The organism is Stenotrophomonas sp. DDT-1, from assembly GCF_001580555.1.
Classification (GTDB): domain Bacteria; phylum Pseudomonadota; class Gammaproteobacteria; order Xanthomonadales; family Xanthomonadaceae; genus Stenotrophomonas; species Stenotrophomonas sepilia.
In genome coordinates, this window is sequence record NZ_LEKR01000019.1 from 36,545 (window position 1) to 51,780 (window position 15,236).

The window sequence follows — 15,236 nt, forward strand, 5'->3', positions numbered from 1 at the left end:
AACTACTCCTTGGGTTGAGGGAACTACGGGTACAACAACGGAACAGGTCATCAGAAGCGCGCGGTGACACCAAGCTTCAGCGTGCGCCCTGGCGCCGGCAGCGTGGAGCGCGTGGCCGGGTCGACGTAGTAGCGGTTGCCGAGGTTGGTGCCGACCAGCTCGATGCTGGCATGGTCGTTGATGCGCCAGCGCGCGTAGGCATCGACGGTGGTGATGTTTCCCCAGGTGAACGGCACGTTCTGCCAGATCAGGCCACCACTGCCGGCGTACAGGCGGTCACGGTAGGCCTGCAGGCCCGGGTTCTGGTGGCGCTGGTAATGCACGATGCGGCTACCCAGCTCCAGGCGCTCATCGAACAGCCGGGTGCCCAGCGACGCGTTCACCGACAAGCGGGGAATGGCCTGGGTCAGCAGGTAGCCACTGACGAAGCCGTCCTGCACGCAGTTGGGCACCTTGCCGGCGAGTGCATCGAGCTGCACCGCCATGCTTTCGTCACAGACCTTGTTTTCCAGCGTGCGGGTGATGCCCAGGTCGGTGAAGAAGCGGCGGTTGTCGAACCGCGCCTGCAGCTCCACGCCGCGGATGCGCTGCTTGTCCAGGTTGTCGAACAGGAAATTGCCGTCGCGCTCGATGACGTTGCGGGTCTTGTGCACGTAGTAGGCCAACTTCACGTCGGCATCAGCGGTGTTGCCGAACAGCGCCGACAGGTTGTGCACGTAGCCCACTTCGTAGTTGTAGGCGTGCTCGGGCTTGAGCGGGTACAGCGGGTTCAGGCTGCTGGAGAACGCGATGGTGCTCTCGAACATGCTGGGGAAACGCACCGCCTCGCTGTAGCGGACGTAGGCGCGCGCATTGGGCGAGAAATGCGCGGTAGCCGAGAAGGTCGGCAGCCAGGCATGGTCGCGCCTGCGCTCATTGCGCCCGGACACCGTCTGCGGCGGCCCGCTCTGGATGCTGCACAGGATCTGCGCCCCCTGCACCGGCAACAGCCCGGGAATGGCCGCCACCTGGCCATTCAGGCAGGGGTTGCTGGCACGGCTGTAGTTGCCGTCCGCATCCGGCAGCCACGGAATGGTGTGGTCCACCGCAACCGGCGTTTCATACCTGCCCAGCAGGCCCTTCAGCAGATCATCAACGATGAAGCCCATGCCGATGCTGTCCCAGAACGCGCGCTGCGACTCGATGGCGTCGATCTCGCCCTGCAGGCTGGCCGGGCGTTCGGGCAGTTCGTTGACGCGGTAGCGGGCCTCCTTGGGGAACACCGAGGTGGTCATCAGCTCCGGGTGGTCCTGCAGGAAATCATCGAAGGCCCAATAGCGCGCGTAGCGCACGCCGGCACTCAGGGAGAGGAAATCCACCGGCCGCCAGTCCAGCACCAGGTAGCCCTCGCCTTCCTGGCGGCGCCCCGCGCGCGGATACATGCGCCAGCCATCGCTGACGCCGAAGTACGGGTCCGCCGAGCGCAGTTTCTCGAACTGCCAGTTGCCGCCCACGGTCAGGTCCAGGGTGGAATGCAACGCGAAGCGGTTGCTCAGGGTCAGGCCGGTGCGGTCGTTGCGGGCATTGGCCAGCGCGGTATTGCGCAGGATCGGGCTGCTGCCGGGGTTCCAGTCGGGGTTGCTGGCAAAATTGGGGAAGCCGCCAGCGGTGTACGTATCGCTGGTGGTTTCGGTGCGCCACAGGTTGGCACGCAGGTCCAGCCAGCGGCTGCCGGCGGGCTGCCAGTGGTATTCCAGGTTCCAGGCATCGGCATCGACGCGGCTGAGCGGCCACTGGATGCGACCGTAGTCGGGCGCGGACAGGATACGCGAGGGCATGATCTCGCCGTAGTGCGAGAGCGTGCGCCGCCAGCTCGCGCGCAGCTGCTGGTCGTCGTTGATCTGCCAGGTCGCTTTCAGCAGCCACGATTCCTGCTCGCTGGAGGTATTGGGCACCTCGTCGCCGGGCTTGAAGTAGCGCGCCAGCGTGGTGATGTAGTCCAGGCCCTTGTACTCGAACTGCTCGCGCGGATCCTGGTCGTAGTACGCCGCGCCCCGGGTGCCGGAAAAGTAGTTGCCGCGCTTGCGCCAGGCATAGGCCGCCATCAGGTCCACGTGTTCGCCACACAGGCCCAGCGCCAGCCGCCAGGCCTGGTCTTCCCCGGCGAACACATGGGTTTCAGAACCGCGCGACTTCACCGGCACCAGCAGCGTGCTGTCGGCATACGGTGCCGAGGGCGAGCCCTGCGGGAACCCGGGCACCGTGCGGTAGTCCTCGCCGGTATGCAGCCGCGGCAGGCGTGGCGCCACCGCATTGCTGCTGCCTTCGATCTTCAGCTCCCCGCCGAAGCGCTCGCCGGCAGCAACAATGTCGTCAACATCGATGGTCTTGATCACCAGCGCGCCACCGATCCCGCTGTGCACATCGCGCACCAGCCCTGGCCCCTTGATGACCTGGATGCCACCGATCAGGTTGGGATCGATGTAGTTGCGGTTGCTGACGCCGTTGTAGCCGCGCCAGACCGTGAGCGCCTGCTCGCCACCGTCGATGCTGACCGGCACCCGCCCCGGCCCCTGGATGCCGCGGATGTTGATGTCCAGCGCGCCGCTGTTGCGCGCATCACCGCTGAACACACCGACCAGATCCTTGACCACGTCGGCCGGGTTGGAGCCGCGATAGCGCTCCACACGGTCGCGCCCCGAGTACGCCGTGGTCAGATCCAGCGCGAACACATCATCGTAGCCGCGCCGATCACGCGCCTCGCCCCCGTCCGACTGCAGGCGACCGGCCACGTCCAGTGTTTCGGTCACCCGTACCCCTTCCCCGCCCCCTTCCCCCGCCTCCGCTGCGGCGCGCAGGCTCCAGGTGCCATCCATGCCGCGCTGGGCACGCACCCCACTGCCGCGCAGCAGCTGCTGCAGGGCCTGCATCTGGCTGTACTCGCCGCTCACCGCGCTGGATCGACGGCCCTCCACCAGGTCACTGCGGAAGACCACCTGCACATCGGCCTGGCGGCCAAAGCTGCGCACGGCATCGGCCAACGGTTGTTCCGGAATGGCGTAAGTGCGCAGCGGTGCGGCCAGTGTGGCTTGCGCCTGCACCACCGGCACCCAGGCCAGCGGCAGCAATGCGGTGGAGATGGCCAGGGCCAGGACGGTAGCGCGACGATGACAGGCGGATGCCGTGGACGGCATGGACAGGAACTCCTCAAGCGGGGCGGGACCACGGGCACGTCCGGTGCCCGGTGGTGTGTCTGGCTTGAGAAGAAACGCGGTTTCGCTCTGGCTATACCTCTATAGACAGCGGGGTACGACGACTGCCCACGGTTTTTTCATGTTTTTTCATGCAGCCGGTTCATGGTGCTCGGCGGGCGCTTCACCACACCAGCAACGCACCACCGGGCAAGCGCTGCACCCGCAGTCCCGCCTGCACGGCCACGGCGTCGATGGCCGTGTCCGGCTGCTGCAGATGGAACAGGCCACTGACCCGCACGCGTGCGCCCTGCCCGCCCACCACCCAGACCGGGGCACGCCGGTAGCGGCCGAGATCGGCGATGGCCTGCGCGGCAGGCAGACCGTCGATGACCACCTCACCGCGACGCCACGGCGCCATCGCCTCCGGCGCGGCCTGTTGCAGCGGCTGCAGCCAGCGCCCGTCACGGAACGCACGCACCTGCCCGGCGCGCAGGCGCTGCACGCTGCCATCGCCCGGGCGCACATCGACCACGCCCTCGCTGACTTCGGTGGTGATGGTGGCGCCCTGCATCGACACGCTGAACGCCGTACCGATATCGCGGATCTGGCCACCGCCGGCCTCGACCTGGAACGGTCGCTGCTCATGCGCCACCTGGAACCAGGCCTGCCCGCGCAGCAGCTGCACGCGCCGCTGCTGGCCATCGAACGTGAATGCCAGTGCGGTGCCGGCATCGAGTACCGCCGTGCTGCCGTCGTCCAGCCGCACCACGCGCGGCGCATCACTGCTGCGCACATCGCTGCGCGCCAGCAGCAACGCGTGCGGTGCGGCCGCGACCATCAGCACTGCGGCCGCAGCACTGGCGAGCAGCCAGGGCAGACGGCGGCGCGGTGCGATCGGGCGCAGCCCCTGCCGATCTGCGGTCAGCTCGGGCAGCGCGGCCAGCACCTCGGGCCCGGCAGCGTCCAACCGCTGCCAGAAGGCCTGCTGCTGGCGCCAGGCCCGCGCGTGGCGGGGATCGGCCCGCAGCCAGCGCTGCAGGGCTCGTTGCTGGCGTTCCGGCAGCGGGCCTGCACTGCGCAGTATCACCCAGCGCAACGCCTGCCTGGCCTGACGCGGCGAGGGTTCGGAGGTGGTCATGATTGTGGCCTGCCGCACCACGAACGGGTGCGCTTTCCTGTTGTGACAACGGCGGGCGCGATCTGCCCACGGCAATCGCCGCTCATCGACGCATTCCCTGCTGCTGTTGTTGGATCAGCAGCGCTGCGCGCAGCACATGCTTGCCGACCAGGCTCTTGGAGATTCCCAGGCGCGCGGCGATTTCGCGCTCGCTCAGGCCCAGGTAGCGGTTGAGCACGAAGCACTCGCGCACCTGGGCCGGCAGGGCGAGGATGGTCTGGGTGATCTCGCGCAGCTGCGCCTGGTCCAGCGCCTGCGCCTCGCCATCACGGCTTGCCTCGGCCATGTCGACGGCGTACTCGGCCATGGCACGGCGTTCGCGGGCGTCGGCCTGGCTGCGGTTTAGCGCGTGATGGTAGGCCATCCGGTACAGATAGCCGCGCGGCTCCAGGATGGGCGGATCGCCGGGCACGCTGCTGGCCTTCAGGTACAGGTTCTGCAGGGTGTCCTCAGTACTGGCCGGGTCGAGATAGCGTGCGATGAAGCGGGACAACGCACGGCGCTCGCGGATCAGCAGCTCGACCAGCGCCAGGGCATTGGGAGACATAGGTGCCAAGGCCGGACCGGGGAATGATGGGCGTGATGGCGGCGGTCCGGACGTGGATTGTGGGCTGCGCGGCCGCAGGCGGCAAGCCGCGGGCTCGTTCATCCACGCATGGCAGGTGCTCTGCGAACTGCAGCGCGACTGGGCCCGCTCGGCAACGGTGCCGGATTTCATGAACCTCTTCATCGCAACCGGTGGTACCGCGGGCATCCAGTTCTCGTACGATCGTACCGAGTGATGGGGTGGCGGCGCCGGTCCTGGCTGGGGCCGCCCTTTTTGACGCAGTCGAGCGTGGCTCGACGCCACAGACAGATGGAGAACGTGATGGCCTACGCACGCATTGTTTCGACCGCCGACAACTATCTGCACCACATCAGCAACGGCAGCTTTGATGTGGATGCGGACGAGCCTGCCTCGCTGGGTGGGCAGGGCAAGGGCTTTGCGCCGTTCGACCTGTACCTGGCCTCGCTGGCGGCGTGTACCGCCATCACCCTGCGCATGTATGCGCAGCGCAAGGGCTGGGATCTGGGCGAGTTCCATGCCGAGCTGCGCTCGGAACGTGACGAGGATGGGCGTTTCCACGTGCACCGCGTGCTGCATGCCAGCGCCGAGCTGAGTGATGCGCAGTGGCAGCGGTTGCTGGAGGTGGTGGAGAAGACCCCGGTGACCCTGGTGATGCGCGAGGGTGCACGCATCACCAGTGAGCGCGGGGGTGCTGCGTAACCCCATCCACGCATGGCGTGGATCTACAGACGACGCTCGCCGGGCATGGCCCGGCGCTACCGGAGCGGCGCGGGGCCATCGGGTAGCGCCGGGCCATGCCCGGCGGCCACTCAGCGCCGTGAATGCAGTACGGTGCGCTGGCGCATCGCGTTGAATTCCTGCTCCACCTCCTGGATATCCTCGGCCTGGAACCCGGCCGCGTCCAGCAGCTGGTCGGCGGCGGCGGCGGCCAGCGGATCATCGTCACGCTGGCGCCAGCAGCGCGCTGGCAGGAAGTAACCCACTTCGCTGCGCCCGCGCATGATCACCACCGGCCGGCCTGCATACAGCAGGAACTCCGCCAGGTGCTGGCGCAGCCCCTCCACCGAGACATAGGCCGGGCCGATGCCCAGCGATCGGCTGGACGGTTCGGAACTTTCGAACAGCTTGCGACGGCTCATCCACTCCTCCTTATGTGCAGCGCGTGGTCTCCTTTCCCTAGACGGGCGCATCGCTGCGCCCCCGCCACGCACTACGTGATCCACATCACGCCGTCACTCAGAACCCGGTATTGAACTCCAGCTGGAACACGTCGATCGACAGTGGAGCGCCGGACACTTCCTTGGCCGCCATCCACTTGCCGCTGATCCAGCTGCGCGCGTCCAGCGCGTAGGCGCCGCCCACGTAGTAGCCGCGGGCGTTGGTGCCTCCGAGGTGGAAGTTCGGGTCGTTGTAGGCGTCCGGCAGCGCATCGGCCTCGATGCGCTTGTAGCCCAGCAGCGCCTGCCACTGCCCCTTCTCCTTCAGGTCGGTGGCACCGAAGGTGGCCTGCACCATCCAGGCGGTGTCGCCGCTGCGGAACGTATCGATGCCGGCGGTGCCACCGGCACCGTAGTTGTTGACGATGCCGCTGTTGGCGCGGATGAACATCTTCTGCTTGTCGTAGGCCAGATTGCGGATGTAGTCGCCATCCAGGCGCAGGCCGATGCCCTGGGCCAGCTGCGTATCCCAGCGCAGGTTCAGCGTGGCCAGGCGGAATGCCGAGGCCAGGCCGACGTACTGCGGGGTGGGCGTGTTGGCTGGATCCAGCGGGTTGCGTGCGATGTCGCGGATCAGCATCAGGGTGTTGCCCTTCTGCATGAAGGCCGGGCGCGACCAGTCGGTGTCGCAGCCGACCGCGCCTGCGTACAGCGCGCACGGCGAGGACAGGCGGCCACTGATGTTCTTGAAATCGTAGTAGCCCAACGCGGCGCGCAGCGCGTTGTCGTCGTTGAAGCGCCAGTTCACGCCCACCTGTGCGCCGGACAGCCACTTGTTCTCGTTCGGGGTCTTGACCCGGCTCTGACTGGGCGCACTGTCGGAGGTGTACTCCAGCGGTACCACTGCCAGGTTGGCGAACAGGCCGAGGTCACCGCCGTCGAAATCGTACTGCAGGTTGGCGGCCAGGCCGTCGAAGTTCAGGTCGTTGGAGAACAGCGTATCGCTGGTCCAGAACGGATTGCCGAAGCGGCCGCCGCGCACCGTCACCCAATCGGCCGGACTGTAGGCCAGCCAGGCCTGGTCCAGCCACACGTCCTTCTTGCTCAGGCCACCGCCCAGCTGCTCGGTGGTCGACACCGGGCCATTGCTGCTGCCGCTGGCCAGGCGCACGCCGGCCGTGGTGTGCTGGCCGATGGTCGCCTCGATGCCGAGGCGAGCGCGGATGCGCCACAGGTTGCGGCGGTCCTGGCGGGTGTTCAGCAGCGGCGGCAGCTGCAGGTTGGTGTTGGTGTTGGTGTCGAAGCCGTTGCCGGAATTGATCGACGACCAGTTGCTGACGATGTCGCTGTTGCGTTCGGAGAAGAAGCGCGACTCGCTGCGCACGCGCATGTCACCGGTAACCTTGATGCGCTTGGTCCACTCAGCCACTTCGTTCGGCGCCGCCCAGCCCTCGGACCTGGCCTGCGCCATCACCTCCTGGCGCACTTCGTCACGAATGCCGTCGCGCATGCTCTGCGGTACGTACGGCACGCGCACGTCACCGGCCTCCAGGGCCACGCCACCACTGGCGGCCGGTGTCCCGGCGGCCGCGGTGTGCTGCAACGCCGCTGCTTCGGCCTGCGCCTGCACCAGCAATGCCTGGCCGTCTTCGGGTTTCAGTGCACCGCTGGCGATCAGCCCCTTGATCAGCTTGACCATGGTGGTTTCGGCGGCCATCGCGCCGGCCGGGGCGGCCAGGCTGAGCAGCACGGCGCAGCACAGCAGCGCCCGTCGGGCCGGCCGCGGGCGGCGGGAATCGGTTCGTGCGCGGACGTGGTCGTTCATCACGGTTCTCATCGAATGAAGGGAAATCACGGAGGTCGGGGAATCAGGCCCCGGGCCGGCGGCCCTGGATCAGGACGCGGGCGGGGAAATCAAGCGACGGCGGCGGTGCCTGGTCGACCTTGCCGATGCGACGCAGTGCATCGAGCACGGCCGCGTCGGCCTCCTCGTTGCCACTGCCACGCACCAGCTCGACCTTTTCCAGGCGACCATCGCTGGCCAGCCACACATTCACCTGCAACTGGAACGCCAGACGCTTGACCTTGTCGTCGCGCGAGATCGCCTGCTGCATCAGGTAGCCGAGGTAGCGCCCATAGGTGGCGTTGCCGGCACCGCCACGACCGACACCGGACGAACCGCCACCACTGCCGGACTGGATGCCGAAGTTGTCGCCACCGGCCTGCGCGTCGGCATTCATCGTCACCGGATCGCTGTTGTCCGGGGTCGGCGTCGGCTCTTCGGCCGGAGTCGGCTGATCCAGCGGCTCCGGTTCGGGCATCGCCTCTTCCGGCGGCGTTTCCGGTTCCGGCGGTTTCTCCGGCGGCGGCGGGGGTGGCGGAGGCGGTGGCGGCAACGCCAGCATCGGCGGCTGCACCACCGGCCGGCGGGTGCTTGCGGTGTCCTTGAACAACAGCCACCACAGCGCGACGCCAAGCACCAGCAACGCGACCAGCACCAGCGCGACGGTCACCAGCAACGGGCGACCACGCATGCCGGGCTCCGGCCGAGGGGGTTGATGGGCGGTCATGCCTCAGCCCTGCGCCTTGCCGGTGACCAGGCCCACCTGGGCCAGCTCCAGGCGCCGCAGCAGGTCCAGCACCTCGACCACACGGGCGTACTGCACCTGCGCATCACCCCGCACGATCACCGGAAAATCCGGCGTGGTCGCGCGCTCGGTGCGCAGCCGGTCTTCCAGCTCGGCCATCGTCACCGGGTAGGCATCCAGGAACACCTGGCCGCTGGGGTCGATGGTGATCGCCTTGGTCTTTGGTTTCTCCAGCGCTACGGCGTTGCTGGCCTTCGGCAGGTTGACCTCGATGCCGGGGATGGAGGCGTTGCTGGTCAGGATGAAGATCACCAGCACCACCAGCAGCACGTCGACGAAGGGCGTCACGTTGATGCCCTTCTCGCGCTTCTTGATGCCGAACTTCGCCTTCTGGCCCATGGCGCGCCCCTCAGCCCTGCACCGCGGCCGGGCCGCGCCCGTCCTGCTCTTCGGCCAGGCGTGCGGCGAACTCGTCGATGAACACCGCCATGTCGGCGCCGATCGCTTCGGCACGCGCGCCCAGGTAGTTGTAGCCGAACAGTGCCGGGATCGCGACGCCGAGGCCGGCCGCCGTACACAGCAACGCTGCGGCCATGCCGGGTGCCACCGAGTTGATGTCGACCGCGCCGGCCATCGCCGCCACCACGAACACCAGCATGATGCCGATCACGGTGCCGAACAGGCCCACATACGGGGCTCCCTCGATGGTGGTCGACAACCAGTTCATGCGTCGTGCCATTGCCTCCTGCTCACGCACCATCACCGCATCCATCGACGCGCGGATCGCCGCGATGGTGGCGCCACTGAGGTAGCCACTGTTGCCGTCGCGCTGATGGCGCTGCTGCATTTCATCGATGGCCACCTGGTAGATGCGCCACAACGAACCGTCGTGCATCGCGGTGGGGGCCTTGCCCTGGCGGTCCATGTCGGACAGGGTGCGCAGCGGCACACCGGACAGCTTGCCGAAGCTCTCGGTGAACACTGCATTGGCCTTGCTGGTACGGCCGAAGTGCCGCCCCTTGGCGATCATGATCGCCCACGACAGCAGCATCATCAGGCCGAGGATCGCGACCACCACCCAGGCGTCGAACGGCATCGCCTTGAGGATGAAGGCGAAGTGGCTCTGGCCGGTGGACTGCTCGTCCGCGCCGTAGCTGATCAGCCGCGAATCGGCACCCTGTGCGGTGGCATCGGCCAGCAGCAGCGCGGCCGGCCGTGCCACGCGCGAGATGCGCAGTTCATCCAGCGCACCTTCGAAGTTGGCCAGTGGCTGCACCGCGCCCGGCGCATCGGCACCCACCACCGGAGCCGTGCCCAGCGCCGGCAGCGCACCGCTCAGCTGGGCAACGACGCGCCCGTTGAGGTACAGCTGCAACGCGCCCTTCTCTGCCGTCAGTGCAACGTGTGCCCACTGTCCTTCCGGAACCGGCTGCGCAGGCGTGCTGCGCTGGCCATTGAGCTGCACGAACGGCACGCGGTTCTCGATGCCCAGCACCAGTTCGGACGCGCCATCTCGGCGGGCGTAGATGGCCTGCGCAGCGGTGTTGCTGCCGGGCTTGATCCAGGCCGAGACGGTCAGCGGTGCACCCGCTTCCTGTGCCAGCGAGGCGCTGGCCGGCAGCGGCAGCGGCGCGGTGCCCAGCTGAACGCCGCGACCGATCACCGAGCCTTCCGCCGGCGGTGCCACGGCACCGGCGTTGTTGCCGTAGGCGGTGGTATCACGCGCCGGGGCGTTGGCCTCGGCAAAGTGGTAGACCAGCGTATAGTCCGGATCGAACACCTGCTGGCCGTTGCCGCTGGCCGGGGCCTTTTCATTGCCGTAGTACATCCAGATCGTCTGCGGCGCGGCGGCACTGACCGCCGGCACGTCCACCCAGACCAGGGCCAGGCCCATCTGGGGATCGAACTGTTCGATCTGGTGGGCCAGCACGGTACGGCCATCACCCGAGACGAAGCGCAGGTCGTTGCCCGCCTCCTGGGTGCCGTCGAAGCCGAAGTTGCCGGTATGCAGGCGCAGCAGCAGCGGCGTGCGGCCCGGATCACCGGCCAGGCCCGCGCCCTGCGGTCCGGCGTCGATGGTGATCGGCTTGCGGTACTTCCATTCGGCCTGCCACCAATTGGCATCGGCCGCAGCCGCCGGCAGCGCAACCAGCGCGGCCAGCAGCAACAACACTCGGGAAAGCAAACGGTCCATGCGAAGGGTCTCCGGAGAACGCATGTTCAAGGGAAGGGTCAGTAACTGGTGCTGATGTTGAAATGCAGGCGCGGGTCGTCCTTGCGCGTGACCGGGCCATCGGCGTAGGGCCAGGCGTAGTCCAGGCGCAGTTGCAGGTGTTCACCCAGGCGCAGCTGCGCGCCCAGGCCGACCGAGGCCAAGTTGTACTTGTCGCGCTGTTCGGGCAGCGGCTGGCGCAGGCGCAGGTAGGCCGCGTCGGCAAAGCTGTAGACGCGCAGGTCGGTGCCGCGCCACAGTGACCACGCAGGCGTGCGCCATTCCAGGCTGGCCAGGCCGCCGTAATCGCCGATCGCCTCGGCCGACAGGTAGCCGCGCACGGTGTACATGCCACCTGCGGCGAACTGCTCGGCCGACACCAGTGGCGCATCGGTTACCTGCAGCGAGCCGCGCGCATACCATTGCCAGTCGCTGCCGAAGGTATGCGTGTTGGCCACGTCGGCCTTGAACGCCACGAAACTCGGGTCGGCCCAGTAGCGCTTCTGCCCGAACGCAGTGGCGTCGCTGCCGTAACCGAACAGGCGGCGGGTACCGGCCACCAGCTGGGTGTTGATGCTCAGCTGATCGTGCTCGCCCTGGCGCACGCCGACGAAGGCCAGGGTGATCGGCGCGTACTTCAGCGGCGTCTTCAGGCTGTCCTTGCCCATCTGCGTGTCCTCCTCGGTGTCCTTGAAATCCACGCCGAGGCTGAGCTGGCGCCACCACTGGCTGCTGCCCGGCAGGCGGTAGTTGAGCTTGAGGCCGATCGAATGGCCGTTGCCGATCACATTGGTGCCGGTGCCGGTGCCGACCTGCCCACCTGCATTCAACACGCGGCTGTCGGATCTGTAGCCGGAGGCTTCCAGGCTCCACGGCGTGCCTTCGAACGGCATTGTGTACGAGGCCGAGAACACCTTGGCCTGCTTCGTGTCTTCCGGCGCCAGATACACGCCAAGGTTGGCGCTGTGCCCACGTTTCCAGAGATTGTCGTAGGCCAGCGAAGCACTCAGGCGCAGCTTCTCGGTGTCGGCGCTATGGTCGTTGTTGAGTGACGCACTGGCACGCCACGGCGACTTCTCCTCGACCTGAAGGTCCACATCCATCGTGCCCGGCACCTGGCCTTCGCGCACCAGTGGCATCACCTGCCGACGCCCGCCTTCGTTCAGTGCGGTCAGTTCCATCTGGGCCTGGTCGAAGTCGGGAACCTTGCCTTCCGCCAATGCCGGCACGCGTTCACGAATGCGTTCGGGCGATTCGTGGCGGGTACCGACCACGCGCAGCTGGCCGATCGGCGTCTGCTGCACCTTCAGCAGCACCACGCCACCGCTGACCTGCTGCTCGGGCAACTCGACGTAGACCGACTGGTAGCCGGCCTGCTGGTAGAGCGCATGGACGGCATCGCGCGCCTTCTCCACATCGGCCAGGGTCTTGCCCGGGCCGAGGAACGGTTCCACCGCGCGTTCAATCTCCCGCGGATCGAGCACCGTGTTGCCGCGCACGATGAATTCGTTGATGTTCACGCTGGGCGCGGGTGCTGCCTCCTGCGCAAGCAGCGGCAGCGGCAGCGCTGCCAGCGCCAGCATCAACGGATGCAGGCGCAACGGAAGGCGAACGGCTCGGCACGGAACAGGAGTCATCGAAGGCATCGCGTCGTATCGAAGGGAGGGGCCAGGGAGCGGCGCGTGGATCTACCAACAGGACGTGTACATCGCGTCAAAACCGCCAACAGTTTTGTGACAGCGCTGTCATCTTTTGATAGCGCCGCAACGCACGCAGGCGGACCCAGCCTTGGCTACCCGTCTTCATTGCAGAACATCGATTGCTGCGGGAGATTCGAGATGTGTGAATTGTTGATGCCGCGCCTGCGCGCTGCTCTCACCCTCGCCCTGCTGCTGGCGCTACCATCGGGTCGCGCCGACGAGGCGAAGAAGCAGCAAGAAGCCGCTCCCTGCATCGAAGTGCAGGTCAACGGCGAGCGGATTCCGGCCTGGGACTGCCTGCAACGCAAGCTGGCGCCTGCGACAAGGCCGGCGAAGTCGGCGGCGCTCCCCGAAGCCGAACGCCTGATGCGGCAGCCCGGCAACCAGCTGATGCAGTACAACCTGGAAGGCACGCGGCAGCGTATGGGCGATGCGTTCGGTCGCTCGGTGGTGCCGCAGCGACCTGCGCGCTGAGCCTGCGCCTCTGTAGCGCCGAGCCCATGCTCGGCTGTCTTTGTATCCGTCGACGAGGCCAAGCAGAAGCAGCCGAGCGCAGGCTCGGCTCTACAGGGCGGCCGGCACGATGCCATCGCTCGGCACCGGTGGCAGCGTGGGAACCGCCAGGCTGCGCGACTGCCCTGCCTGGTTCAGCTCCACCGTGTTGGCACTGATGCTGGCCAGCACCGTGCAGGGCCCCAACCGCTGGCCCGGCGCGTAGGCCTCGGCAGGACGCCCATCCACCGACAGCAGCGCAAGCGGTGCGTGGTCGCCGGCCATCACGCCCAGCACCACCACCTCGGTCTGCACTGCGCCGGGAGACAACAGGCGCACCAGCGGCAGGCTTGCCACCGCATCGAACATCGGCCGCACCGCCGCCTCGGTCTTCGCTTCGCTGGCGGCCGCCACGGGCGCTACCGCAGACAGAGTGACGCCCCAGTAGGCCACCACGGCCAGCAGCAACGTTGCCGCCAGCAGGGTCAGTATGCGATTGCGATCCAAGCGCCTGCCATCCATGTTCCGCACCGTCGCCACGTTCGTCCCTGCCCACGCTAGCAGCTGCGGCTGACGCTTTTGTTTCATCATGCAGGCCTAGGCTGGTAGGCATCGGCCAGCACAGGAGGCAACGTCGATGCAGCGCATGCCGCGTGGTTTCACCCTGCTGGAACTGATGGTGGTGCTGGTGATCATCGGTATCTGCACGGCGGGCATCGGGCTGGGCCTGGGCAGCCTGCTCGACCCGGGCCGGCAGCTGCGACAGGAAGCCGAACGGTTGGCGCAGCGACTGCAGGTGGCGCGCGACGAGGCGCGTATCGATGGCCGCCCCCTGCGCTGGCAGGCCGACGCCGCCGGCTACCGCTTCAGCCGCCGCGAAGGCAGCCGCTGGGTGGACGTTCAGCGCGACGACCTGCTGCGTCAGCAGCAATGGCAACCGGCGGGCATCGCGGTGCAGCCGAGCACGCCGATTGAACTGAGCCCCGAATGGATTGGCGTGGCGTGGGAGGTGACGCTGTCGTTGCAGGGCCGCCAGCTGCGTCTTCGTGATGATGGCAGCGGACAGTTGCAGGTCGTGCAGTGAAGCGGAACAGGCACGGGTTCACCCTGATCGAAGTGCTGATCGCATTGGCGATCGTTTCAATCGCACTGGCGGCGGTGATGCGTTCGGTGGCGGTGGCCACCGACGATCAGTCGCGCCTGCGCGATCGTCGGCTGGCACTGATGTGTGCGCAGGACCGCTGGCAGGAGCTGCGCCTGGCCGGGCAGCCGCCGCAGGATGCACGGCAGCGCTGCGTGCAGGGGCGCAGCACGTTCCTGGTGCTGCAACATCTCGGCACGGGAAGTGACGGACAGCCGCAACTGGATCTCAGCGTGGTGGCCGAAGAGGCACCGCGGCAGTCGCTGGCGCGGATGCGGCTACCATGGACCATCATGCAATGAAGCGGGTCGCGCGTGGCTTCACCCTGATCGAGGTGATGATCGCGATCACCATCATGGGTGTGCTGGCGCTGATCTGCTGGCGTGCGCTGGACAGCGTGGCCAGCAGCGACCAGCGCCTGCGCCGGGCCGATGCCGAAACCACTACGGCGTTGCGCATCCTGCAGCAGTTCCAGCGCGATATCGAGATGCGTGCCGACGACGCGCTGATGAATGGTGCAGTGCGTCCGGCCGATCAACCGCAGCGGCTGCTGCCTCCGTCCCTGGTAAGCGAACGGCAGCCAGATGGCAGCTTCGCGCTGGAGATCACCCGCAGTGTCGGCAGTGATGGACTACGCTGGCAGCGGGTGCGCTGGTGGCGGCAGGGCACTACGCTGTGGCGGGCCAGTGGCGCGGCGACGGATCGATACCCCCTGCCCGCGCCTGAGCCGTCGAAAGGCATTGCGGTGGCCAGGGATGTGCAGCGGTTCGAGGTACGCGCCTGGCAGCCGGGCGCTGGGTGGGCGCTGTTGCCGAGCGAAGGCGAGGTGCAGCCGGCCACCGGGCTGGAACTGCGGTTGGGCCTGCGCGATGGGCGTGGGCCGCTGAGCTACCGGCGGGTGCTGGAGCTTTAGGATTCCTCCCAGGCAAAGCATCCACGCATGGCGTGGATCTACTGCCGAGCGGCTTCTACTGCCCGGCCTGCCCTGGTGGGTGCCGACCGTTGGTCGGCACTGATGCTGGCCCAGC

General features: G+C 67.6%; 15 protein-coding genes. 5 read left to right on the plus strand and 10 right to left on the minus strand.

Annotation, left to right across the window (positions count from 1 at the left end; all coding sequences use genetic code 11):
* Positions 1-50: 50 nt before the first annotated feature.
* The 3 genes from AB839_RS11250 to AB839_RS11260 form a co-directional block, all read right to left on the minus strand.
* Positions 51-3,173 (minus strand): TonB-dependent receptor, encoded by a 3,123-nt coding sequence (locus AB839_RS11250; protein ID WP_061479433.1) that lies wholly within the window; start codon positions 3,171-3,173, stop codon positions 51-53.
* Positions 3,174-3,354: 181 nt separating this feature from the next.
* A complete protein-coding gene (locus AB839_RS11255; RefSeq protein WP_061479434.1) occupies positions 3,355-4,311 on the minus strand; it encodes a FecR domain-containing protein in 957 nt (318 codons plus the stop codon).
* Between the two features lie 82 nt (positions 4,312-4,393).
* Entirely contained in the window at positions 4,394-4,897 is a 504-nt protein-coding gene (locus AB839_RS11260) for an RNA polymerase sigma factor (RefSeq protein ID WP_061479435.1), read from the minus strand.
* Positions 4,898-5,218: 321 nt separating this feature from the next.
* Between AB839_RS11260 and AB839_RS11270 the strand changes: the two genes are divergently transcribed.
* Positions 5,219-5,617, plus strand: a complete 399-nt coding sequence (locus AB839_RS11270; protein WP_005416759.1) for an OsmC family protein — start codon at positions 5,219-5,221, stop codon at positions 5,615-5,617.
* A 110-nt stretch (positions 5,618-5,727) separates the two neighbouring features.
* Here the strand turns inward: AB839_RS11270 and AB839_RS11275 are convergent, their stop codons facing one another.
* From AB839_RS11275 to AB839_RS11300, 6 genes are all read right to left on the minus strand, one after another.
* Complete coding sequence (locus tag AB839_RS11275) at positions 5,728-6,057, minus strand: hypothetical protein (protein WP_061479437.1); 330 nt, start codon at positions 6,055-6,057, stop codon at positions 5,728-5,730.
* A 97-nt stretch (positions 6,058-6,154) separates the two neighbouring features.
* Positions 6,155-7,900, minus strand: a complete 1,746-nt coding sequence (locus AB839_RS11280; protein ID WP_061479438.1) for a putative porin — start codon at positions 7,898-7,900, stop codon at positions 6,155-6,157.
* A 43-nt stretch (positions 7,901-7,943) separates the two neighbouring features.
* On the minus strand, positions 7,944-8,609 hold the full coding sequence (locus AB839_RS11285; RefSeq protein ID WP_005416762.1) for a cell envelope integrity protein TolA: 666 nt from the start codon (positions 8,607-8,609) through the stop codon (positions 7,944-7,946).
* A gap of 39 nt (positions 8,610-8,648) precedes the next feature.
* Positions 8,649-9,062, minus strand: coding sequence for a biopolymer transporter ExbD (locus AB839_RS11290; RefSeq protein ID WP_049413909.1), 414 nt, complete (start codon positions 9,060-9,062; stop codon positions 8,649-8,651).
* A 10-nt stretch (positions 9,063-9,072) separates the two neighbouring features.
* On the minus strand, positions 9,073-10,857 hold the full coding sequence (locus tag AB839_RS11295) for a MotA/TolQ/ExbB proton channel family protein (protein ID WP_061479439.1): 1,785 nt from the start codon (positions 10,855-10,857) through the stop codon (positions 9,073-9,075).
* A 38-nt stretch (positions 10,858-10,895) separates the two neighbouring features.
* Positions 10,896-12,512, minus strand: a complete 1,617-nt coding sequence (locus AB839_RS11300) for a ShlB/FhaC/HecB family hemolysin secretion/activation protein (protein ID WP_061479440.1) — start codon at positions 12,510-12,512, stop codon at positions 10,896-10,898.
* A 201-nt stretch (positions 12,513-12,713) separates the two neighbouring features.
* Here AB839_RS11300 and AB839_RS11305 point away from each other — a divergent pair, with 201 nt between their 5' ends.
* Positions 12,714-13,049, plus strand: coding sequence for a hypothetical protein (locus AB839_RS11305; protein ID WP_061479441.1), 336 nt, complete (start codon positions 12,714-12,716; stop codon positions 13,047-13,049).
* Positions 13,050-13,139: 90 nt separating this feature from the next.
* Here the strand turns inward: AB839_RS11305 and AB839_RS11310 are convergent, their stop codons facing one another.
* Positions 13,140-13,589, minus strand: a complete 450-nt coding sequence (locus AB839_RS11310) for a hypothetical protein (RefSeq protein ID WP_061479442.1) — start codon at positions 13,587-13,589, stop codon at positions 13,140-13,142.
* Between the two features lie 115 nt (positions 13,590-13,704).
* Here AB839_RS11310 and gspH point away from each other — a divergent pair, with 115 nt between their 5' ends.
* Genes gspH through AB839_RS11325 form a run of 3 tightly spaced genes read left to right on the plus strand, consistent with a single transcriptional unit; the run spans position 13,705 to position 15,121 of the window.
* Positions 13,705-14,151 (plus strand): type II secretion system minor pseudopilin GspH, encoded by a 447-nt coding sequence (gene gspH / locus AB839_RS11315; protein WP_061479443.1) that lies wholly within the window; start codon positions 13,705-13,707, stop codon positions 14,149-14,151.
* The gene (gene gspI / locus AB839_RS11320) at positions 14,148-14,510 is read left to right on the plus strand and encodes a type II secretion system minor pseudopilin GspI (RefSeq protein WP_061479444.1); all 363 of its coding nucleotides are present in this window, start codon (positions 14,148-14,150) and stop codon (positions 14,508-14,510) included. Before gspH ends, gspI begins: the two co-directional genes overlap by 4 nt.
* Complete coding sequence (locus tag AB839_RS11325; protein ID WP_061479445.1) at positions 14,507-15,121, plus strand: prepilin-type N-terminal cleavage/methylation domain-containing protein; 615 nt, start codon at positions 14,507-14,509, stop codon at positions 15,119-15,121. The genes gspI and AB839_RS11325 overlap by 4 nt, the downstream gene beginning before the upstream one ends.
* The last annotated feature ends 115 nt before the right edge of the window (positions 15,122-15,236 follow it).